Origin of the sequence: Marinobacter metalliresistant, from assembly GCF_038098645.1 — a bacterium.
Classification (GTDB): domain Bacteria; phylum Pseudomonadota; class Gammaproteobacteria; order Pseudomonadales; family Oleiphilaceae; genus Marinobacter; species Marinobacter metalliresistant.
On the sequence record NZ_CP101118.1, the window covers coordinates 3,338,836 to 3,359,347 of the forward strand.

The following is a 20,512-nucleotide window of genomic DNA, read 5'->3' on the forward strand; positions in this document are numbered from 1 at the left end:
CGGCGATTGCAGGTATTGTTCCCTGAAATGTAGCGGAACCCTTGAGGATTTCCAGTGAAGGTTAACCTTCCCCTCCTACTATGCTGCCTGCTGGCACTGTTTCAATCCCCGGTATGGGCGGACCCGCCGCAAACGTCGCCGGCGCCGGTACTCGGTATAAAGGAGCTGACCTGGCTGGCGGAGCAGGAACGCTTCCGGATAGGTCTGCGTAGTGCTCAGGTTCCGCTGGCTTTTGATACCGGCGAAGGTGCTCTGGCCGGAATCTACATCGATTATCTGGCCCGGTTATCGGAAAAGCTGGATGTGGCCATCGAACCCGTGATCCTTCGGTCGGAGAAAGACCGTGGCCCGGTTCAGCGCGAGTCTGAGACCGATGCCATTCTGACCACCCGGATGCCGGGCATGCCGGTGGTGCCGGGGAAACGGTTCACCGATCCGCTGATGTCCCTGACCTACGGCCTGTTTGTCAGTGCCGGCGATGCCGCCATTCGAACCCTGGCGGATCTGGAGGGCAGCCGGATTGCTGTCATCGACGGTGACCCGAATCAATACCCCATGCTCGACCCGGTGGAGGCGTTCACACCGGTTCCGGTCGCCAGTGTCAGCGAAGCCGTGGGGCAGGTTCTCTCTGGCAAGGCCGATGCATTTCTGGCACCGGTGCCTGTGGTTTCGGATTACCTGCAGTCGGCCATGGTGAACGGCATCGGCTTGTCGGATCTGCTCGATGACAATCCGGTGGATGTGGTGTTGCAGGTGGACGCCGGCAATGATCGTCTTTTTCAGGTACTGAACAAGGCCGTTTCGGCGATCAGCCACAACGAACATCGGGTGATCCGCCAGTCCTGGCTGCAATCGGGGCAGCCTGTGCTGGAGCGAACCGGGACCGAGCTATCTGCTTCCGACCATGACTGGCTGAAACGGCATCCTGATCTCAAGGTGGCCTTTCGCTCGGATTGGCCGCCGTTTGAATATTCCCAGGACGGCCGGCCCACTGGCCTGGTTCCGGATCTGCTGACCCGCCTCGAAGAGCAACTGAACATCCGGTTCACCCGTAAGTTGGCCGGGAGCCGGATGGACGCCGAAGACCAGCTCCGGTCCGGCGAGGTCGACATACTTCCCGGATTATCCCGGACGCCGCGTACCGAAGACGACTTTCTGTTTACCCGGGCCTACCTGACCGTACCTATAGCCCTTGCCATCCGGGATGACGGGCGCTTTATCGGCGATCTCCGGGAGCTTCGCAGTGAACGGGTGGGGGTGGTGAACCGGCACGCGGCCCACGACTACCTGCTGATTAACCACCCGAATCTGGACCTTTACCCCGTGGCCACCGTGGAGGAAGGGCTTCTGGCGCTCTCCAATGGGGATCTGGACGTTATGGTTACCCACATCCCGGCGGTCAGCTACACCGTGGCCCGGCTGGGCTTGTCGAACCTCCGGATCACCAGTATCACCCCTTACCAGTACGACCTCAGGCTGGCGGTCCGGAAGGACAGTCCGGAACTGCAGCGGGTGCTGAACAAGGCCCTGGGCAGCCTCGAGGCAAGCGAGACCGAGTCCATCTACAATCGCTGGATTCACCTCGATATTGAACAGGAAGCCGATTACACCGTGGTGCGCCGGGTGGTGCTCATTGCCATTGTCGTCGTTCTGATTTTCCTGTACTGGAACCGGAAACTGTCCCGGGAAGTGGATGAACGGATCCGTTCTGAAAATGCCCTTCGCCGCAGTGAGGACGAGTTGCGGGCGGCCAAGCTTGAAGCCGAGCGTCTCGCCCGGGAGGCAGAGGCCGCCAGCCTCGCGAAAAGCGAGTTCCTGGCAAACATGTCCCACGAAATACGGACACCGATGAACGCCGTGATCGGCTACAGTGATCTGCTCAGCAACACCGTGACCGATCCCCAGCAGCGAAACTATCTGGACGCCATCCGGGCTGGTAGCCGCAGCCTGCTAATGCTGATTAACGACATTCTGGATCTGTCCCGCATTGAAGCGGGGAAAATGCGGCTGGACTATTCCGCCGTGTCGGTGCGGCGACTGCTCGATGATGTCCGCCACATTTTCGATCTCCGGGCCCGGGAACAGGGCATCACCCTGGAGGTGAGTGTTGATTCCAAGATGCCGGCGGCCATGATGCTGGATGAAACCCGCCTGAGGCAGGTTCTGTTCAACCTGGTAGGCAATGCCATCAAATTCACCCATGAGGGTGGCGTTACTGTCCGCGCTACAGCGAAGCCCCTGAGGGTCCGGGGAGAGGGCGGCAGCCCGGGCTCCGAGACACCGGAACGCCAGTTTTACAAGCTGGTGGTGACCGTCAGGGATACCGGTATCGGTATCCCTCAGGATCAGATTGACCGGATTTTTGATGCCTTTGAGCAGCAGGAGGGCCAGAACACCCGGCGCTATGGGGGGACCGGCCTCGGCCTTGCCATCAGCCGAAAGCTGGCGCGGATGATGGGCGGAGAACTGGAAGTTGAGAGTGAATCAGGCACCGGCTCAGTGTTCACCGTGACCTTGCCGCGGGTTGAAGCGACCGTGGAAAAGGCGGAAGACGAAGGTGCCCCGAAAGAATCCGAGCGGCTGCTGGCCCAGACCCTCAGCATGCAGGAACGGGGCTGGCTGAGAGAACAGCTCGCGGCAGATTTTGGTGACGAGTGGAAAACGGTCAGGGAAAGCGGCGATCCGGAGCAGATGAAACATTTTGCCCGGCGGGTGCTTGCCTGGGGCCAGCGATTCCGGTCCCGTTCGGTGACTGGTTACGGGGAAAAACTGCTTGCCGATGTGGAGGCGTTCAACCTCGACGCCGTCAACAGCGCGCTCGAGGCGTTTCCGAAACTGCTGGGCCGCGATGACTGACCAACCCGGCAGCGGTGCTACAGGCAGTCAAACTGGGAGCGGCGGTCGAAGGCGACTGATACCATGTCGTAACCGGAATCCGACAGCTGCCGGATCAGCTCGCGGTCTTTTAGCAGCGTCATGCAGACTTTGTGAACACTGGCCTGAAGCTGTTCTGAGGCCAGCTGACTGGAGGCCAGGCGAAAATCTACAATCAGGTATTTTCGCTCTACCGGGGCGCTGGCCGGGATATCCTCCCGCTCGACGCTTTCATAACCGATGTAGGTTGCCTGTGCCTGCGGGAAAACCTGGCTCATCAGTACGTCCAGGTTTTCACCATGGGCAAGCGGTGCCGACAACAAAAGCGTTACGGCGGTGATGCGAAGTGATTGTGTGATCGTCATTGGAGACCACTCCCTGGTGATGTTCCGGTCAATATGTAACCAATTGTAAAATTTGGTTACCGTTGATTATTGCAGAGTCTGTCGCAATTTGCGTGATATGTGACATCGATTTTTCAATTGTTTGCAGTCTGGACACAGAGGCAGCATGTTTCGCGGACTCCCGGAGCGCCACGCGATCAACTATGATGTGAGAAAGACGGACGCCAAGAGGAAGACGCATGTTTCAGCTTGTCTTTAAAGGGGAATGCGTTCCCGGAACGGATCTGGAAGCTGCGCGCAACAATGCCCGCACCTTGTTCAAGGCTTCGCTCGAGCAGGTCGACCGTATGTTCAGCGGCCAGCCGGTGGTTATTCGCAACAAGCTTGAGGAGGTGCAGGCCGAAAAGTACCGTGCTGTGCTGAAAAAACACGGCATGGTCGCTTATGTACAGCCCATGGCCGATGCCCGGCCCGCCGCCAGCCCTCCGCATCCGCCTCAGCCGAAGCCGGAGGCGCCGGCAGGGCAGGCGAGTCAGCAACCTGCTGCGCCGGCAACTCCCGCCGCTGTCGCAGAGAAGAAGGGCACGGTTCCTCAAACCGAGCCTGGCGATCGTCTGCCGGTGGCGGGTGAAAAGGTAGACGACATTCTCTCTGGCTCCGGCCTGAGCCTGGCCCCGGTTGGAGAAACGCTGGCAGAGCGATCGGAGGTAGAACCACCGATGTTCCAGCATCTGGACGAATGGAGCCTGGCGCCGGCCGGCAGTGATCTTGGCGTTGAGCGCAACCTTCCTCCGCCGGTGGTGCCGGATGTGTCCCATTTGTCGCTGGCGGACGACAATTCCTCTGACAGAAAATGATGCGGCTGTGAGTTTGCGGAACTTCTGGGCGCTGCGAGTCCCATGGCTGCTGACCTCGGTCCTGCTGTTTTTCGCACCCCTTTTCGCACCCCCGGCCCTGGCCGAAGAACGACCCCGTATAGGTCTGGTTCTCAGCGGCGGTGGCGCCAAAGGCATGGCCCATGTTGGCGTTCTGCGGGTTCTGGAAGAAATGCGGATTCCGGTGGATCTGGTGGTTGGCACCAGTGCCGGTTCTGCCGTTGGCGCCCTCTACGCCAGCGGGATGCCGGTTACCGAGATTGAACGTCGTTTTATTCGGATGGACTGGCTCTCAAGCTTTCTGGATGACCCTGGCCGGGCCTATAAGCCGGTGCGCCGAAAGCGGGATGACTGGCGGTTTCCGGTGGTTCCGGGCATCGGGGTCCGCGCCGATGGATTGCATGTTGGTGGTGGGCTTATTGCCGGCCAGAACCTGGGCTTCATCCTCAACGAGCTGACCAGAAACGCCGCCCTGGTTGAAGACTTCGACCGCCTTCCGATTCCCTTCCGCGCCGTTGCCACGGATCTTGAGAGCGGTGAGCAGGTGATCATCGACAATGGCAACCTGTCCGAAGCTATTCGTGCCAGCATGAGCATTCCCGGTGTCTACGCGCCGGTGGAATGGCAGGGCCGGCTGTTGGTGGATGGTGGCGTGGCCAATAACCTGCCGATCAGTGTCGCCCGGGATCTGGGCGCCGACATTGTTATTGCGGTTGATATTACCGACAACCTGATGGAAACGGATGAATTGCGGGAGGCCTTCTCCGTTGTTGGCCAGCTCACCACCATCATGACCCGACGAAATACCGATCAGCAACTGGAGTTACTAAAGGGTAGGGATGTTTTGATACGTCCCGACCTGGAAGGCTACACCTCCGCTGATTTCTACGATGCGCCCATCCTGTTTGAACTCGGTGCCAGCACCGCCCGGGAGCACGGTGTGGAGCTTCGTCCGCTCTCGGTGTCGCAGGCAGACTGGAACACCTGGCGAGCAAGGATTGGCGCACGGGCATCGGAGTCTGAACCCGTTGCCCGGATCGAGATCGAGGACAGCCGACGGCTGGCCAGCGACTTTCTGAAAGAGCGAATCCGGCAAAAGCCCGGGGAGCCATTGGATACCGGACAGCTCGAAGTGGATCTCAAGCGCATCTATGGCCTGGGCTACTACGAGATCGTGTCCTATTCCACGTCCCGGTCCCCGGAAGGTACGATCCTGACCATACGGGTTCAGGAAAAGAGTTGGGGACCGAATTACCTGTCGTTTGGTCTCAACTACGAAGACAATTTCGACGGCGAAACCCACTTCAATATTGCGTCCTTGCTTCGTATGACCGAGCTTAACGCGCTGGGTGCCGAGTGGCAGACCGGCGTCCAGCTGGGTACCGAACCCTGGGTCCGCAGCCAGTGGTATCAGCCGCTGGACTACGGCTATAAGCGATTCCTGGTCTTGGGCGGTGAGTATTCCCGGGACACCCTCAGCCTGTTTGATTCCACTGGCACGCGCATTGCTGAACTGAATGTGACTTTCCGCAAAGCAGACCTTGCTCTTGGTATGGAGGTCGGAGGCAGCGCCGAAGTCCGTCTGACGTATTCGCGGGGCTATGCCACGGTGGATGAACAGATCGGCCAGCCGGTGGCGCCGGAGGATTCCGTGCATCAGGGTGGCCTTGCCCTGCAGCTGGTTCATGACTCGCTGGACGACACGTTTTTCCCGCGCAAAGGAGGCTTCGTAGGACTTCGGGGGCGCTTTGAGCGCGAGGGCCTGGGTTCCGACCGCCGGTTTGATTCGGTGACCGGCATGGCGCTGGGGACGGGGAGCTGGAAGACACTGACCCTGACGGGGTTGGTCTACGCCCATGCGGTGACCCGAGGCACGCCGGGGATTGAAAACGCGGTCCGTCTTGGCGGGTTCCGGCGGTTGTCGGCCTATGCGCCGGGTGAAATTACCGGTGACAATGCCCTGATGGCCTCTGTCTATGCCAGCCAGACCTTCGGTGGGCCGCTTTTGCCCTGGTTTGTTGGTATGGGTTTTGAGGCGGGGAACGCGTGGCCGTCGCTGGATTCGGCGAGCTGGGACAGCTCGGTGAAATCCTCAAGTGTGTTTGCCGGCCTGGATACCTTCCTGGGCCCGGTGCAACTGGCGGCGGCCTATAACAACGAGGATAACTGGACCGCCTACCTGAATATCGGCTTCTCGTTCACCCAGCTCTTCTACTGAGAACCGTTACCCGAGTTTGCCGCTGGTATTGTCAATCGCGTCCAGAACCTGATGGCATTGCTGCAGGGCATAGCGGTGCAGAATGTCCGCCAGGCGCTCTTCATCCCGGTCCTTGATGGCGCTGATGGATTCCTGCATGTGGGCGAGGTTGTCTTCCAGCACCTGGTTGCCACCCCGCTGGAAAGCGACGAAGGCGCAGCGCTTCGCCGACGGCCAGAGGTCGTCAATGGCGGAGACAATAAAATAGTTATCGGCGTAAGCCAGCGATGCCTTGGTGTATTCGATGCCCAGCTCCAGAAAGGCCATCAGATCGTTCTTTTCGAAGCAGGCTTTCATCTGATCGTACAGCGATTCTAGCCGGGCCATATCATCCGCTTGCCAGTTGCGGACCAGCTTGCGGCCGGTGTGGGTGAGGTAAAGTTCCAGAGTCTCATAGAGGCTGCGAACGAAGTAGTCGTCCAGCGGCGTGACAAACGCGCCCTTGCGGGGAACATTGCGGACCAGGTGCCGCTTCTCCAGCAACAAGAGCCCCTCTCGTATCGAGCCATGGCTGACGTCCATCTCTTTGGCCATGGCGCCCTCGTAGATCCGTTCTCCGGACCGGAGCTGACCAAAGGCAATGAGATTTTCTATGTGGCGGGCGACCTGCTCGGTCAATGTTTCTCTGGGTTTGAACACGTTCATGATGATCTGTCGCTACTGCATGCTGGCTGATTCGTGCTGGCATAGTCGCACATTCGTGCATGCCGGAGCCAGTAGCCGCAGAAGGTCAGAGCAGGGGCGCCAGCAGCCGGACCGCCCGACAGCCCAGGCGGAACAGGAGGGAGCGATCCTGGTAGTCGCCTTCGGTCATCAGGCGTGAGCTGTCCAGATCCTCCTCCAGCATGGACTCGACGCTTCGGACAAAATGGCATGCTGTGGTAATGGCGGTAATTTCGAAGTTGAGGCGCATGGAACGGTTGTCCATGTTAGCGGTTCCGACCGCCGCGTAGCGGTTATCCACCAGAATCACTTTCTGGTGCATGAAGCCCGGCTGGTACCGGTAGATGCCTATGCCGGTCTTGCAGGCCTGGACCAGGTAGGAGTAGGCCGCTAAACCGATCAGGCGGCTGTCGGATTTTTCCGGAATAAGGATTCGTACATCCACGCCCCGCAGTGCCGCCAGCTGAAGGGCGTTCATTATCTGGAAATCCGGGACAAAATAGGGCGAGGCAATCCAGAGCCGGGTGCGGGCATTATTGATGCAGTTGAGGAAAAACAGAGTGCAGGTTTCCCAGGTATCCGCAGGCCCGGTTGGCAGCATCAGCACCTCGTCGTCGCCGGCCTGGTTCTCCACCGGGGTCCAGTCCAGATCAGGAAAATCGCTACTGGCCCAGTTCCAGTCTTCCAGCCAGGCCAGTTGAAGGCCGGTAACCGCCGGACCCTCGATGCGGCAGTGGGTGTCGCGCCAGGGTTCCTGATCCATGACAGTGCCCAGATACTCATCCCCGAGGTTAATGCCGCCGACAAAGCCGATCCTGCCGTCACACACCAGCAGCTTCCGGTGGTTCCGGAAATTGATCTGGAAACGCCGCCTGCGAATATTGCCGTTGCCGAACGAGGCCACCCGGGCGCCCGCTGTGGCGAGCTGGTTCAGATAGGTGCGCGGCAGCCAGACGCTGCCGATATCGTCGTACAGGAACCAGACTTCCACACCCTGGGCCAGTTTGCGCTCAAGGATGGACTTGATCCGTCGCCCGACCCGGTCCGAGCGGACAATATAGAACTCAAGGAGGATATAGCGCGTGGCGTCCTCCATGGCTTCAAACAGAGCCTCGAAGGTGGCTTCTCCGTCCCGTAACAGTGTGCACCGGTTGCCGTTGGTAAACGGCTGGCGACCCAGCCTGCACAATACCTGAAGCTCTTCGGTGGACCGGTCACTGGTGGGTGTCGGGATGGACGTGGTCTGTTGTTCAAACCGGTTGAGCAGATCAGTCAGGGATTCGTCGCCCAGCCGGCGGGCCTTGACGTAGCCGCCGAACCGGTATCGCCCGAACAGCACGAACATGGGTACGGCGACATAGGGCAGGCCGAGAAGCCCAATGATCCAGGCGATGGCGCCCTGGGTGGTGCGATAGGTCAGAAGTATGCGGTAGATGCACACCAGTGCGCCAAGATAGATGGCGCCTAACGCGATGGCAACCAGCGGCAACTCTCCCATCATCGTTCTCCACTAGCGTCAGCCGGCGCCTGGTCGGCTGTTCCTGGCGGTGCGAGATGCCTGGCGCGGTACTCCGCCGGGGACGTGCCGGTCCAGCGTTTGAATGCCCGACTGAAAGCACTGAGTTCGGAGAATCCGAGTAAAAAGGCAATTTCGCCGAGGGCGTAGTGGTCGGCGGCAACATAGCGCAGGGCCTTGTCCTGGCGAACCTGCTCCACCAGGCCATGGAAACTGAGTCCTTCCTTTTTCAGTTTACGGTACAGGGTCTGGCGGCTCATGTGGCACTGCCGGGCCAGGGTATCGGCGTCGATTTTTTCGGTTGCCATCTGCCTTGAAATCAAACGGCGAATCCTGCGGCCGAATGAGCGGCGGGTCTGCAGCCTGGCCAGGAGTGAGTTGACCTGTTTCAGCACGGCCGAATAGACATAAGGATTTCGGCGCGGAATCGGGTGCCCCAGATGTCGGCTGCTGAAGGCCAGCCGGGTTATGCCACAGTCAAACCGGACCGGGCCGCCCAGAAGCTTCTCGTACTCATCGGCGTAAGCGGGGGCAAGGTGGGCGATTTCCGCCCAGTCGGCACGAATGCCCGGATGGATGAAGTGCCGGGTCCGGGTGATGGCGGCGGCCAGTGTCCGGTCCATATCCTGCCGGCAATAATGCTCGGCCATGTCCGGTTGCCAGCACAGGATGGCCTGGTCTCCGGCCTGCTCAAAGCTCAGCAATACCGACTCATTGATCAGCCGGTGCAGGCGCACGTATTGGGTAACCGCTTCTCCCAGGGTGTCGCAATTGAAAAACACATGCCCCACCAGCCCCATCCGTTCCGGATCCACCATCTGGCCGGCATGTAGCCCGACGCCCGGGTCGCCTGTTACCTGTTCGGCATGTTCCCACAGGCGGTAATGAGCATCGGCCGGTACCCGCCGGTCCGGATCCCTGAGTTCCGACATGGCCAGACCGGTGAGCTGCTCAACACGGGACGGGTTCAGCACGCCCTGGCGCTCAAGGTAGTGCACCAGTGCGAGGGTGCTGGACGCCGCAACCAGCGGTGCGCTAGCGGTGTCTGGCTGAGCTGATGTCACATTGTCCGGCCTGATAGTTAACAACCCGTCATGATTGCTGATACAAAATGTCAAGTGTCTGCAACCGCCTGTCAACGGTTACTCCTGTGCTTAACGATAGCATTAACCTGACAGGTTGAAGCAATGGAAAGACAATCAGGAGGTGTATTATGGAACAGCAGATCTTCGTACCCCATACCGAGGTTGAGCGCAAAAACGTGATTGAGCTCGCCGAGTACCTGAACAGCATCTTTTACTGCTGATCTTTCAGGCGTATTGTCTATGACCTTGATGTCGGGCTTTGCCCGGCTTTTTTTCGACTTCAGAAAATGACCGCCAATACCGGCACTTGCTCGCGAGACTGGCAGTGGTAATGTATTCGTTTTGAGAATGCAGACCTATCCGGAGACTGACTGCCCATGAGTGTTGCGCTGAATCACCGCATTACCGGCGAAGGCCCGCCCCTGATCCTGTTACACGGCTTGTTCGGATCCCTGGAAAACCTTGGTGGTATCGCCCGGCGCCTTGAGGATCAGTGGCAGGTCCACGCACTGGACGAGCGCAATCATGGTGGCTCTCCTCACACTGAAGCCATGGATTATCCGACGATGGCTGAGGACGTGATTGCCTATATGGACGCTCAGGGGATCGCAAAGGCCAGCCTTCTGGGCCACTCCATGGGCGGCAAGGTAGCGATGCAGGTTGCCCTTCAGGCGCCGGAACGGGTGGATAAACTGATCGTGGCCGATATTGCGCCAATCAGCTACAAGCCCCACCACGACGCCATCCTGGAGGGCCTGAATGGCATCGACCTGAACGGTGTGCGATCCCGTCAGGACGCAGACAAGCTGATGGCCGGGTTTGTTGACATCCCGGGCGTCCGGCAATTCCTGTTGAAAAACCTTGAGCGTATCCCCCGGGAACAGCAGGAAGAGGGGGGGGCGATGTTTCGCTGGCGCCTGAACCTTCCTGTCATTGACGCCTGCTACGAGAACCTCGCCAGGGCACCGGAGGGCGAGGGGCCGTTCACCGGCCCGGTGCTGTTTCTCAAGGGTGCGGATTCCGCCTACATCCAGGAAAAGCACCGGGACGATATCCAACGCCTGTTCCCCCAGGCTCAGTTGCGGATTATTCAGGACACCGGTCACTGGCTGCACGCCGAAAAAGCCGATACCTTCGCGGCGTTGTGCGTCCGTTTCCTCAGCGCCGATAGCTGAGCGGCTTCGAAGACCGGCATTTTCATGCTCACCGGCCTGTCTGCTAAGGTTAGGCAATCGCTGATATACGGAATGTACATAACAACAGGCGGGCAGAGTGTATGAAATGGCTGATGGTGGGGTTGCTGGTTGTTTTCCTGCTGCTTGGCAGTTTCCTGCTGACGCCCTCACCCGTTGACAGCAAGGCCTGGGACCCTCCCGCTCCGCCGCCCCTGACCGGGCTGTTGGCACCGAACGAGCGTTTGCGGCTTGCCGATCTGTTGGCCCGGGGCCAGGTTTACGGCCCGGAAGACACCACCATTGGCCCGGATGGCGTGCTTTACACAGGAACCCAGGATGGGTATATCGTGCGGGTGTTCCCGGATGGCCGGGTGGAAAACTGGCTGTCCACCGGTGGCCGGCCTCTGGGCATGGTGTTTGACCACCAGGGCAATCTGATCGTGGCGGATGCCTGGAAAGGCCTGCTATCCATTAGCCCCGATGGTGAGATTACGGTGCTGGCCCGGGAAGCGGAAGGCACACCGTTCCGGTTCACGGACGATGTCGATATTGCCGATGACGGACGTATCTACTTCACCGATGCCAGTTCCCGCTTTGAACAGCCGGACTACCGGCTGGATCTGCTTGAAATGCGGCCCCACGGCCGTCTGCTTCGTTACTCCCGGAAGACCGGCAAGGCCGAGGTTCTGCTGGGTAACCTGCACTTTGCCAATGGTGTCGCGGTATCTCCCGACGGCGATTCCGTGCTGGTTAATGAAACCTGGAAATACCGGATCCTGCGTTACTGGATCCGCGGCCCCAGGGCGGGACAGGCGGAAGTGTTTGCCGACAATCTGCCGGGCTTCCCCGACAATCTGGCGGTGGATGATGAGGGCCGCTACTGGGTCGCGTTTCCGACCCTGCGCAATCCCCAGGTGGACACCATGCATCGGCACCCCTGGCTCAAGGATCTGGTGGCCAAGCTGCCGGACAGTCTGAAGCCGGCGCCCCAGGAGTATGGTCTGGTGATAGCCTTTGACCGAAAAGGGCAGGTCATTACCAGCCTCCACGACACCCGGGGCACGCATCTTCAGGAGATCACATCAGTGAACCCCCAGGATGATTACCTGTACCTCGGGTCACTTCACAACGATCGCATTGGCCGGCTGGCGTTTCAGGCCATTCCGGGCCTCGGAGATAACCAATAATGCCTTACCAAGACATTGCCTGGGACCTGCCGGATCCGTTCACCATCGAGATCACCGTGCGGGGCACCAAAAGAGTTTGCCGGGATTCTCAGACCTGCTGTTGTTGCAGGCGGCAAGGGGCTGTAGGTTTCCTGAGCCCTTTTGTGCTTAACTTCTGCTAGTCTGAAGCAAAGCCAACCCCGTTTAACCTGTTGTCCGGAGATCCTCATGGAAACGACTGCTGATCAGAATACTGAATCCAAGATGCGCCATGTGGTCTACGATCGCTTTGGTGCACGCGATGTGCTGCAGGTGGCTCAATCCGACGTGCCGGCGCCCGCGGCGGGGCAGGTGCTGGTCAGGGTGCATGGTGCGGGCCTTAATCCCATCGATTGGAAAACCCGTAAGGGCCTGGGCTTTGCGGCCCGGCAGATCGAAAATTCCCTGCCCTGGACACCGGGATACGATGTCGCTGGCGAGGTAGTGGCTGTTGGCGATGCTGTCACTACGCTGGCCCCGGGCGACCGGGTGATGGGTATGGTCGGCTTTCCCGCCGGAGGTGGCGGCTACTCGGAATACGCGTTGGCGGCGGCGGATGAACTGGCTATCGTACCGGAGGAGCTGGATCTGGTGTCTGCCGGCGCTTTGCCACTGGCGGCGCTGACTGCCTGGCGGGCCCTGTTTGAGGTCGCCAAGCTGGACTCGGGCCAGAAAATCCTGATCCACGCGGGCGCCGGTGGTGTTGGGCATTTTGCGGTGCAGTTTGCGCTGGAACGGGGGGCTCATGTGATTGCCACGGCCTCTGCCGGCAACCGGGACTTTCTGGCGGAACTTGGGGTCCATGAAGTGATCGATTACCGCACCACGGATATTGCTGAGGAATGCTATGGCCTGGATGTGGTACTGGATCTGGTTGGTGGCGACACCGGCAAGCGTTCACTGCACACCCTCGGCGAACATGGTGTTCTGGTGACAATTCCGACTGTCACCGCCGATGAGATCATCAGCGCAGCTGAAGAGCTGGGCTTACGTGCCCACGGCATGACCGTCCGCCCGGATGTTTTTCACCTGGACGAGATTGCCGAACTGATCGAAGATGGCGACGTGAAGGTGCACATTGACAAGGCTTTCCCGCTGGAAGAGGTCGCGCAGGCCCACGAGCTTCTGGAAGGTGGGCACGTGCGTGGTAAGTTGGTGCTGGACTGCCGCTGAGGCGCTTCCTCAGCCGTCCGTTGAAGGCTCTTTACTGGCTGAAGGCTCTTTACTGGCTGAAGGCTCTTTACTGGCGGAAGGCTCCTTGCCGGTTTCTTCCCCGCCATCTTTCTCCTTGCGTTCTTTTCTTGGCTGCGGGGGCACCAGGCTGATCAGGATCCAGTCGTCATCCGGTTTCAGGTCTTCCATACTGCAAACCGGGGCGACGTGTTCCTTGCTGTCGAAGGTGAACAGTACCAGGGCCTGGTTCTGGTACTTCTTCAGGAAATCCTCGTAGCCGAACGATTCGCTCAGCTGGGTGGTCTTTATGGTGTAGCCCTGGCTCACCAGGCTGGCCAGTTTAGCGTAGCTGACGCCGTCAAAGAGTCCCCGTGTCATCTGGATCTTTTCGGCGGTCTGGTGCCGGGCCTTCTGGTCCTGATCACCCTCGGCAAGGCTGTATACACATTTGTTTCCAAACCAGTCAAGGAAGTGGTAGATGGCCAGGGAGTTCATGTGCTTGTAGGGGGAAATCACCAGAAGCTTGCCAATTCCAGTCAGGTCCAGGTGTGTGGAGGCGTGTTCTGAAACCGGGTTGCCGAAGTAAGCCTGAAGGTTTTCCATGCGTGCCTGGCGAACGTTTTCCCAGTTGGTGTCTGCCAGGGTCACCGGTACCTCATATTTTTTCAGAGCCTTTGCTATCATCCGGGCCACCGGATTGGCTCCGAGAATCAGGAAGCCGTATTCTGCCGGCTCAGCGACCTTCAGCAGTCGAGCCACCGGCCTTGCTGTCATGCTTTGCAGGGTGACAGTGGCAATAATCAGTATGAATATCAGCGGCACCAGAGCGCCGGCGCTCTCATAGCCGAGCTTCTGAAGCTGGAAGGCAAACAGGGCAGAAACCGCCGCAGCAACAATGCCCCGGGGGGCAATCCAGCTGAGGAAAAGCTTCTCCCGCCAGTTCAGGTTGGTGCCGATGGCCGAAAGGAAGATGCTCAGGGGGCGGGCGACCAGCATCAGTAGCGCCAGCACTACCACCAGGCCCCAGCCGAGCTCGGCGATGGCGGAAAACTCCACCCGTGCCGCCAGAATGATGAACAATGCCGAGATCAGCAGAACACTGAGGGATTCCTTGAATTCGAGGATACTGTCAATTGGCACCTGCTTCATATTGGCCATCCAGATGCCCATTACGGTCACCGTCAGCAGACCGGACTCGTGGGCCAGTTCGTTGGAAATGGCATACACGCCGAGCATGAAGGTCAGGGTGCCGGCATTATGAAGGTATTGGGGGATCCAGTGCTTGCGCAGTACCATGCCATTGAGGTGGCCGGCTACGGCGCCAATCAGGAAGCCCACCGCCAGGGTCTTGCCGAAAATGTACAGGGAGTGTCCGAACACATTGCCCTGGCCCCAGGAAACAATACCCTCGAACACCAGAACCGCGAGCAGGGCGCCGACGGGGTCAATAATGATGCCTTCCCAGCGCAGGATGTTGGCCAGCTTTGAATCCGGCCGCACGGATCGTAGTAAGGGGGCGATCACGGTGGGACCGGTGACAATTGAAATGGCGCCAAAAAGCAGCGCTACGGCCCAGGAAACATCGAGTACCCAGCGTGCTGCCAGCGTGCCGATGATGCAAGTGACAATGGAGCCCACCGGAATCAGGTTGCGGACCATCTTGCCGTGGCCGCGTATTTCCGCAAAGCGCAGGGTCAGGCTGCCTTCAAACAGAATAATGGCGACGGCCAGTGAAATAACCGGAAACAGCAGATCGCCGAACACGGCCTCGGGTACCAGGAACCCCAGTACCGGCCCCGCAGCGATGCCGCCCGCCAGAAGGAAAACAATGGCCGGCATGCGGACACGCCACGCGAGCCACTGGCAGAACAGTGAGAGAACGCCAATGCTGGCAAGAAGCAGGACAGTGCTGACAGGCATACTGGTTTCAGGTCCGTTGAGTTATTGGTTGGCGCGTCGAGCAATGCGGTTCAGCAGCCGGGACGCTGCAAAGAATCCGAAGCTGGCAGTCACCGGGCTGGCGGCGCCAAAACCGGAGGCGCAGTCGAGCCGGACCGGGCCATCAGTGGCGGGCTTATGCAGGCAGACTTCCCCGTCTCCGGCAGGATACGTCAGCTGCTCGAGGGAGTATACGGCCTCAATGCCAAAGCGCCGTTTCGGGTTACGGGAAAAGCCGTATTCCCGGCGCAGCAGGTTGCGCACCTTGGCCAACAACGGATCCTGAGTGGTTTTGCTCAGATCGGCTACCTGAATCTGCGTCGGGTCGATCTGTCCGCCGGCACCGCCGGCGCAGATCAGCGGGATTTTCCGGCGCTGGCAGTGGGCAATCAGGGCCGCCTTGGCCTTGACGCTGTCGATGGCATCGACCACGCCGGTCATGTCGGCCATGATCAGCTCACCGACGTTTTTGGTGGTCAGGAAACCGAAGTGCACACGGATGTCTGCTTGAGGATTGATCGCCCGCAGCCGATCAGCCATGGCATCGGTTTTGGTGCGCCCGTACTGGCCCTCCAGGGCATGGAGCTGGCGGTTGGTGTTGGAGACACAGACATCGTCCATGTCGATCAGGGTAATGGTGCCAATGCCACTGCGGGCCAGGGCCTCGGCGGCCCAGGAGCCGACGCCGCCGAGTCCGATCACGGCAATGTGGGCGTGGCGAAAGGCCTCCAGGGCGCGGCGCCCGTGCAATCGTTCAATGCCGCCAAAGCGGAAAGCGTAATCGTCGGCGTTCATGGTGTCCCCGTGCTGGTCCTGCTGGAAGCCGGACGGAATCAAAGAACGCAATTGTAACCCAGTGGTGGCGCAGACAAAAAAGCGACCATAAAAAAGCCACGCGAAGCGTGGCTTGCAATAACTACCCGGTCCGACCGGGAGCCGGGCAGGACTGGTTCAGCGGATGAACGGATTGAGCATCCGGGTAAAAGTGCCCGTAAGCTTGACTGGCGCGCTCAGCACAGACAAGGTAATGCAGTCTTCACAGCCAACCGCGACTGGCTTGTGCTCATCCTGATCGGTCAGTACCACGAAGTCCCACTGGTTGAACACCCCTTTCTGATCGGCAAAGGCGCCTTGCAGAACGATGGTCGTTTCCTCACCCCGGTGGGTGTGGGCCGGAGCCTTGCCGCCAGCCGCCAGCTTCTGCAGCACCACCTGGTCTTTCTGGCCAGGGAACCGATCGGTAATATCCAGCACGCTGACATCGCCCAGTTGCCGCTTCCAGGGCAGGCTGTTGAGGTCTTCGCCAAACAGCTTCTGAAGGGCGCCGATCCTTGGGGCCGGTGGCATTGCCGGTTGGTCAGCGGGTGCGCTGTCGATCCTGGCAAGTAGGCTGTCGAACATGCTTTCCGAGACGGTCACCTTCGGCTGTTGCTCCATCATCACAGCGCCAAGACTGTCCAGGGTGTCCACATGGCTGCGGCAATGCGAGCACTTATCCAGGTGGAGTCGGATGCAAAGGGCATGGGGCTCGCTCAGGTTGCCTGCGCTGTACTCCATCAGGCTCAGGCTGTCGGGATGATGCCGTGTCATACGTTCTGATCCTGCAAAATCACTTTCAGTTTGTTCAGTGCCAGGCGCACCCGGCTTTTCACGGTGCCAAGGGGAATGTTCAACTCATCGGCCACCATCTGGTGAGACTTGTTTTCCATGTAAACCTTGGCAATCACCGTAGTCTGTTCTTCCGGAAGATGACTCAGGGATTCGCGAATCCGCCGCTCCGACATCAAACGGTGCAGCGAGGTGACTGGCTCATTCTCGTTTTCGCCAGGGATTTGCCAGAGATCTTCGGTTTCAACCGGCATCTCGGCACTGGTGCGTTGCATCTTTCTCAACATATCAATGCGCTGGTTCCGGGCAATAGTGAAGATCCATGTGGACGCAGCCGCTTTGCGCCAGTCATAGAGGCAGGAGCGCCTCCAGATAGACACAAACACTTCCTGAACCAGTTCTTCCGCGTGGCTTGCCAGACCATTGGCCATGGCGTAGTACTTGATCTGCGGACCGAAATGCTGGAAGAGCGCATGATAGGCCTCACGATCCTGGTCCTTGCCCACTTTCTGCAGCATCTGGCTCCAGGGGTCTTTACGCCCCTCGGAACTGGTTGGCTTCTGATCCAGTGTAGTCACCGGACGCTCCTTGACAGTCGCATGATTTGAGCTTGTTCTGGTCATCATTCTATGCACTCATCCCGGGTTTGTCAGTCTGAGTGTTTACGGGCCGTTTTGTCCTGTGGATCTGTGAATCCGCAAAACCACCGACCGAGACCTGAAGACGGCCAGCCGTTTTAACTATTCTTCCAGATAGGTGTAGCCCTCCAGCCCGGCGGAGAGCTCGGCCAGCAGTGCCGACTGGGTTTCCGGTGTCAGCCCGGATGCCATGAACTTTCGCCGATACGCTTCCAACAGGGCGTCCGGTTCAAAGTTTACGTAACGAAGGACCTTGGCCACGGTATCTCCGGTGATGGGCGCGCCGATCTCGTACCCGCCCTCCGGTGTCAGGCGGACATCCACGGAATGGGTGTCGCCGAACAGATTGTGCATGTCCCCCAGAATTTCCTGGTAGGCCCCGGTCATGAAAAAACCCATGAGTAGTGGTTCTCCGGGCTGGTCTTCCGGTAAAGGCAGGGTGGTTTCAGTGCCCTGGCCATCCACGTACCGGTCGATGCGGCCATCGGAATCACAGGTGATGTCCTGGATCACGGCGCGGCGATTCAGGGGGCGATTCAGGCCGTTGACCGGCATGACCGGGAAAATCTGGTCAATGCCCCAGACATCCGGCAGTGACTGGAACAGGGAGAAATTCACGAACAGCTTTTCCGCCAGTTTTTCGTTGAGCTCGTCGATGATTTCCCGGTGGGCCCGGTTGCTGCTGTCCAGCTGGTTTCGCAGCAGGCGGCAGCAGCGGGTATACAGCGTTTCAGCCTCCGCCCGCTCCTGCAGTGAAAGCAGGCCGTGGGCAAACTGGCCATGAACATCAGCCATGGCATGCAGCACATCGTGGTAGATCTCCGCCAGTGAGCGCGGGGAGCCGGTATCTTCCAGACTCTCCAGGTCGCGCCAGAGATCGTGCAGCGGGGCCGGTGCCTCAGGTTCCGGCCGCTTCGGCGCGCGATTTTCCGGCGCTTCGCGATCAATCACGTTGGTCACCAGCACCGAGTGGTGGGCGGTCAGGGCGCGCCCGGATTCGCTGACCAGATCCGGGTGGGGAATGCCGTGGCGGTCACACTCCGCCTGCAGGACATGCACCACGTTGTAGGCGTATTCATAAACGCTGTAGTTCATGGAACAGCTGCTGCGGGAGCGGGTACCCTCATAATCGACGCCCAGACCACCGCCGATATCGACCGTACCGATCGGGGCGCCCATCTGGCGTAGCTCACTGTAAAACCGGGCGCATTCCCTGAGGCCGGTCTGGATGTCCCGGATATTGGCAATCTGGGAGCCGAGATGGAAATGCAGCAGTTGCAGGGTATCCAGTGCATCGGCCTCGCGCAGGGTGTTTGCCACATCCAGTACCTGGCTGGCGGACAGACCAAACTTGGATTTTTCACCGCCGGTATTCTGCCAGTTGCCCTTGCCAATGGTCGCCAACCGGGCCCGAACGCCAATCAGCGGTGCAACGCCCAGGTTAGTGGCTTCCTCCAGAATCAGCGGCAGCTCGGACTGTTTCTCCACCACAATAAATACCCGATGGCCCAGGGTCTGGCCAATCAGGGCCAGGCGAATGTATTCCCGGTCCTTGTAACCGTTGCAGACGATCACCGAGCCCGGTTGCCGGGACATCGCCAGTACCGCCATCAGCTCGGGCTTGCTGCCTGCTTCAAGGCCGATCTGTCCCTTCGAGGCGGCGGGCTCCGCAGCCAGCAGTTCTTCAACCACCCGGCGCTGCTGGTTCACCTTGATGGGGTAAACCGCTGTGTAGCAGCCCCGGTACGCCTGCTCATCCGCGACCTTGTTGAAGGCATTGCACAGTTTATTGACCCGGTCGTGCAGGATATCGACAAAGCGGATGAGAACCGGAAGCTGGAGCCCGGATTCGGTCAGTGTACGGGTCAGCTGTGGCAGATTGATCTGAGCCGGGGTGTGGCCCCGGTCCGGCCGGATCATTACCTGGCCCTCGGCGTTGACGCCGATGTAGCCATCACTCCAGTGGGCAATGTTGTAAACCTTGTGAGCCGGGGTGGCGCTGGCTTCGCTCATGCTTGCTATCCTGTCAGGAAACCGGAGCCGGCGGTTGTTCGGTCAGGGGCCGGCCTATGGCCGCCATTGTATGGATTCCCACCCCCGGCTAAAAGAACCGGGTGTGGAAAATATGTGGCCGGTAGCCACGATTATCGCTTTAGCTCACGGTGGGGCACCCCTACAATACGCCCTTTTAACACAGCCCATGGCCCACAGCGGGAGGCAAAACATGACAGCACTGAATGATGGCTGGTTTACCGAGGTATTCCAGGACCAGGGAACGGCGTTCTCCCTGCAGGTGAAAAAGAAGCTCCACGAGGAGCAGACCCCGTTCCAGAAGCTGGAAATATACGAGACCGAGACCTTCGGCAACCTGATGGTTCTGGATGGCTGCGTGATGCTGACCACCCGCGATAATTTCCTGTACCACGAGATGATGACCCACCCGGCCCTGTTTACCCACCGGGACCCGAAAAAGGTGGTGATTATCGGTGGCGGCGACTGCGGCACTCTTAAGGAAGTGCTCAAACACCCGGGTGTGGAAGAAGCCTGGCAGGTGGAAATTGATGAGCGGGTCACCCGTATGTCGGAAAAGTACTTCCCGGAATTGTGCGAAGCCAACGGTGATCCGCGCGCCAATTTTTTCTTCGGTGACGGCATCCAGTGGATCCGCGACATGGCGCCGGGCAGTGTAGACCTCATCATTATCGACAGCACGGATCCGGTCGGCCCGGCGGAAGGCCTGTTTGCCCTGGATTTCTACCGAGACGCCATGCTGGCATTGCGCGAGGGCGGCATTATTGTCCAGCAGAGTGAATCACCGCTGCTGCACACCCATAGCATCATCAAGGACATTCACAATGACATGCGCAAGGCCGGGTTCGAACACGTGCAGACCCTGCCATTCCCGCAACCGGTCTATCCCACGGGCTGGTGGAGTTGCACCATGGCCAGCAAGGAGAACCCGGTAAAATATTTCCGTGAGGAAGACGCCAACAACCGGCCGTTCGTGACCCGCTACTACAATGCCGGAGTGCACCATGGTGCGTTGGCGATGCCCCAGTTCATGGTGGATGCGCTGGAGGATGAGGTCAGGCCAGAGGAGGGTTAAGCCGGCAAAACCAAAGAGGGGTGCCAGATGGCACCCCTCTTTGGTTTTGCGTTGC

The 20,512-nt window shown here is 59.4% G+C and carries 16 protein-coding genes; 7 read left to right on the forward strand and 9 right to left on the reverse strand.

What is annotated here, in order from left to right; all coding sequences use genetic code 11:
* Positions 1-54 precede the first annotated feature (54 nt).
* Positions 55-2,856 carry an ATP-binding protein gene (locus tag NLK58_RS15630; protein WP_341581255.1) on the forward strand — a complete coding sequence of 934 codons (2,802 nt, stop codon included), beginning with the start codon at positions 55-57 and terminating at the stop codon, positions 2,854-2,856.
* Positions 2,857-2,873: 17 nt separating this feature from the next.
* Here NLK58_RS15630 and NLK58_RS15635 read toward each other — a convergent pair whose 3' ends face one another.
* Complete coding sequence (locus NLK58_RS15635; RefSeq protein WP_117619373.1) at positions 2,874-3,239, reverse strand: hypothetical protein; 366 nt, start codon at positions 3,237-3,239, stop codon at positions 2,874-2,876.
* Between the two features lie 218 nt (positions 3,240-3,457).
* Here NLK58_RS15635 and NLK58_RS15640 point away from each other — a divergent pair, with 218 nt between their 5' ends.
* Positions 3,458-4,075 carry a hypothetical protein gene (locus NLK58_RS15640; RefSeq protein ID WP_117619374.1) on the forward strand — a complete coding sequence of 206 codons (618 nt, stop codon included), beginning with the start codon at positions 3,458-3,460 and terminating at the stop codon, positions 4,073-4,075.
* Between the two features lie 7 nt (positions 4,076-4,082).
* On the forward strand, positions 4,083-6,311 hold the full coding sequence (locus NLK58_RS15645; RefSeq protein WP_341581256.1) for a patatin-like phospholipase family protein: 2,229 nt from the start codon (positions 4,083-4,085) through the stop codon (positions 6,309-6,311).
* A gap of 6 nt (positions 6,312-6,317) precedes the next feature.
* Here the strand turns inward: NLK58_RS15645 and NLK58_RS15650 are convergent, their stop codons facing one another.
* The 3 genes from NLK58_RS15650 to NLK58_RS15660 all read right to left on the reverse strand — a co-directional run bounded on the left by NLK58_RS15650 (position 6,318) and on the right by NLK58_RS15660 (position 9,593).
* On the reverse strand, positions 6,318-6,995 hold the full coding sequence (locus tag NLK58_RS15650; protein ID WP_117619376.1) for a GntR family transcriptional regulator: 678 nt from the start codon (positions 6,993-6,995) through the stop codon (positions 6,318-6,320).
* A gap of 85 nt (positions 6,996-7,080) precedes the next feature.
* Positions 7,081-8,511 carry a cardiolipin synthase gene (cls, locus tag NLK58_RS15655; RefSeq protein ID WP_117619377.1) on the reverse strand — a complete coding sequence of 477 codons (1,431 nt, stop codon included), beginning with the start codon at positions 8,509-8,511 and terminating at the stop codon, positions 7,081-7,083.
* Entirely contained in the window at positions 8,511-9,593 is a 1,083-nt protein-coding gene (locus NLK58_RS15660) for an AraC family transcriptional regulator (protein ID WP_117619378.1), read from the reverse strand. The genes cls and NLK58_RS15660 overlap by 1 nt, the downstream gene beginning before the upstream one ends.
* A gap of 398 nt (positions 9,594-9,991) precedes the next feature.
* On the opposite strand from NLK58_RS15660, the gene NLK58_RS15665 reads away from it, so the two are divergent.
* From NLK58_RS15665 to NLK58_RS15675, 3 genes are all read left to right on the forward strand, one after another.
* Complete coding sequence (locus NLK58_RS15665) at positions 9,992-10,789, forward strand: alpha/beta fold hydrolase (protein WP_341581257.1); 798 nt, start codon at positions 9,992-9,994, stop codon at positions 10,787-10,789.
* 101 nt (positions 10,790-10,890) lie between these two features.
* On the forward strand, positions 10,891-11,976 hold the full coding sequence (locus NLK58_RS15670; protein ID WP_117619380.1) for an SMP-30/gluconolactonase/LRE family protein: 1,086 nt from the start codon (positions 10,891-10,893) through the stop codon (positions 11,974-11,976).
* 207 nt (positions 11,977-12,183) lie between these two features.
* A complete protein-coding gene (locus NLK58_RS15675) occupies positions 12,184-13,167 on the forward strand; it encodes an NADP-dependent oxidoreductase (protein WP_341581258.1) in 984 nt (327 codons plus the stop codon).
* Between the two features lie 9 nt (positions 13,168-13,176).
* Here NLK58_RS15675 and NLK58_RS15680 read toward each other — a convergent pair whose 3' ends face one another.
* From NLK58_RS15680 to speA, 5 genes are all read right to left on the reverse strand, one after another.
* Entirely contained in the window at positions 13,177-15,087 is a 1,911-nt protein-coding gene (locus tag NLK58_RS15680) for a sodium:proton antiporter (RefSeq protein WP_341581259.1), read from the reverse strand.
* A gap of 21 nt (positions 15,088-15,108) precedes the next feature.
* Positions 15,109-15,900: a tRNA cyclic N6-threonylcarbamoyladenosine(37) synthase TcdA gene (tcdA, locus tag NLK58_RS15685; protein ID WP_205422218.1), complete on the reverse strand. Its 792-nt coding sequence runs from the start codon at positions 15,898-15,900 to the stop codon at positions 15,109-15,111.
* Positions 15,901-16,056: 156 nt separating this feature from the next.
* The gene (locus tag NLK58_RS15690) at positions 16,057-16,695 is read right to left on the reverse strand and encodes a ChrR family anti-sigma-E factor (protein ID WP_341581260.1); all 639 of its coding nucleotides are present in this window, start codon (positions 16,693-16,695) and stop codon (positions 16,057-16,059) included.
* The gene (locus NLK58_RS15695) at positions 16,692-17,291 is read right to left on the reverse strand and encodes a sigma-70 family RNA polymerase sigma factor (protein ID WP_117619384.1); all 600 of its coding nucleotides are present in this window, start codon (positions 17,289-17,291) and stop codon (positions 16,692-16,694) included. Before NLK58_RS15695 ends, NLK58_RS15690 begins: the two co-directional genes overlap by 4 nt.
* Before the next feature lie 162 nt (positions 17,292-17,453).
* Positions 17,454-19,364, reverse strand: coding sequence for a biosynthetic arginine decarboxylase (gene speA / locus NLK58_RS15700; protein WP_341581261.1), 1,911 nt, complete (start codon positions 19,362-19,364; stop codon positions 17,454-17,456).
* A 211-nt stretch (positions 19,365-19,575) separates the two neighbouring features.
* Between speA and speE the strand changes: the two genes are divergently transcribed.
* A complete protein-coding gene (speE, locus tag NLK58_RS15705; protein WP_117619386.1) occupies positions 19,576-20,457 on the forward strand; it encodes a polyamine aminopropyltransferase in 882 nt (293 codons plus the stop codon).
* Positions 20,458-20,512: the final 55 nt, after the last annotated feature.

Bases quoted from the DNA above. Each gene is read 5' to 3' on its own strand.
- NLK58_RS15680 (WP_341581259.1), bottom strand. From the start codon at position 15,087: ATGCCTGTCAGCACTGTCCTGCTTCTTGCCAGCATTGGCGTTCTCTCA.
- NLK58_RS15690 (WP_341581260.1), bottom strand. From the start codon at position 16,695: ATGACACGGCATCATCCCGACAGCCTGAGCCTGATGGAGTACAGCGCA.
- NLK58_RS15635 (WP_117619373.1), bottom strand. From the start codon at position 3,239: ATGACGATCACACAATCACTTCGCATCACCGCCGTAACGCTTTTGTTG.
- speA (WP_341581261.1), bottom strand. From the start codon at position 19,364: ATGAGCGAAGCCAGCGCCACCCCGGCTCACAAGGTTTACAACATTGCC.
- NLK58_RS15675 (WP_341581258.1), top strand. From the start codon at position 12,184: ATGGAAACGACTGCTGATCAGAATACTGAATCCAAGATGCGCCATGTG.
- NLK58_RS15640 (WP_117619374.1), top strand. From the start codon at position 3,458: ATGTTTCAGCTTGTCTTTAAAGGGGAATGCGTTCCCGGAACGGATCTG.
- NLK58_RS15650 (WP_117619376.1), bottom strand. From the start codon at position 6,995: ATGAACGTGTTCAAACCCAGAGAAACATTGACCGAGCAGGTCGCCCGC.
- tcdA (WP_205422218.1), bottom strand. From the start codon at position 15,900: ATGAACGCCGACGATTACGCTTTCCGCTTTGGCGGCATTGAACGATTG.
- cls (WP_117619377.1), bottom strand. From the start codon at position 8,511: ATGGGAGAGTTGCCGCTGGTTGCCATCGCGTTAGGCGCCATCTATCTT.
- NLK58_RS15670 (WP_117619380.1), top strand. From the start codon at position 10,891: ATGAAATGGCTGATGGTGGGGTTGCTGGTTGTTTTCCTGCTGCTTGGC.
- NLK58_RS15665 (WP_341581257.1), top strand. From the start codon at position 9,992: ATGAGTGTTGCGCTGAATCACCGCATTACCGGCGAAGGCCCGCCCCTG.
- speE (WP_117619386.1), top strand. From the start codon at position 19,576: ATGACAGCACTGAATGATGGCTGGTTTACCGAGGTATTCCAGGACCAG.